This is a genomic window from Acidithiobacillus sp. TH-A36 (assembly GCF_057473445.1).
In genome coordinates this window covers 1-1,277 of record NZ_JBYCKP010000271.1, presented here as the reverse complement: position 1 = coordinate 1,277, position 1,277 = coordinate 1, and the positions used below count along the sequence as shown (strand labels likewise).

Sequence of the window (1,277 nt, the reverse complement as noted above, 5' to 3'; positions counted from 1 at the left end):
CTGTCACAAATTCAAAAGGTTTGCTGACCGGCTTGAAATCCGCTGTGACATCTCCGGAATAAACCTGACCCTGGCCCATGGGCAACTGCAAAATGGGAGCGCCCTTTTTGAGATCAGCCTGATGCAGATTAACCCAGAAGGTATCCATGCTGCTAACTGAGTTGTAGTAGTATTTGAGACCCGTCTGATCCGCGACCACCCGCCAGCGCGTTGAGGAAATATTGGGTTGTCCGGGTGTTGAAATGCCCATGGGTACGGATACATTCTGCAAAACACTCATCACTTCAGCCGCGCCCACGGACTGGTTCGCCGTTTTGGGAATGGCATGAATGTAAAATGCTGCCCGTGCAAAACGATCAGCGGCACGATTGGTTCCCGGCAGGAAAGTGGTTCCGCCAATCTGGTTCCAGTACTTTTCAATAGCCAATTGCTGGGAATATTCGGGATCATTGGTCATGACCTGATATTCACGGCCTTCATGAATCACCAGCTTACCGTCGATATACTCAAAAATGGCACTGTTCCCATTGGCATCAGAAATGGACAGGTGCAAGGTTGTATAATGATCTGTGCCGGGAATCTTGTCAGATACCACACACAGAGGATGTGCCTTGATGGACGTCACAGCTTCCTTGACCGAAGAAAAATTATCCAGGAAATACTGGGCCCAGGCGGCAATACTCAAACGGGGATCCTTGCCGCAATCATCAGGATACTTGCTGCCCGCCAACCAGAGCATATTGGCAACCAGACCCTTCTGGTTCATGCCATCGCTGACTGCGGCATTCAATGAAGTCACCACCACGCTGCCATAACGCGATACCCAATGCACAGAATTGCGTCCTGCACCGCCTTCATGTTCAAGACCCTTTGGAAAAATCCACAAGCGCGAATGCATGGGATCTTTCCAATCCATGGTCCGTCCGGTGATGACCAGCCCGTCCTTGCCGTGATAAACCACCCGGGTACAGGCATCTGCAGAACCCGCCGCAAATACCGCCGCGACCACACCCAACAGGACCCATTGCCTCTTTAGCTTCATCATTTCCACCTTTTTATAACTGAATGTGTCATTTAATCTGTTCTCAACAACCTGAAGAACCCAAGATTTTACCGTGATAATAGCAGGTTCAGTTCTTAATGCTCATCTGGAGTCAGGATTTGTTTGAAATATCCGGGAGCGTTATCCTAAGCCCGCGCCTTGCCCCATGAAACTGCAGCTTTCACCAGCAGGCATGGAAATGGCAATTCATCTTGCATAAGGACCAGAACAGCAT

Annotated in this window: 1 protein-coding gene; it reads right to left on the bottom strand. The window is 49.9% G+C overall.

The annotated features are described in order from the left end of the window. Window positions 1–1,045, bottom strand: a 1,045-nt coding sequence (locus AC2VLY_RS07220) for a linear amide C-N hydrolase (RefSeq protein WP_486922013.1), incomplete at its 3' end; no start/stop codon positions are given. Between the last annotated feature and the right edge of the window lie 232 nt (window positions 1,046–1,277).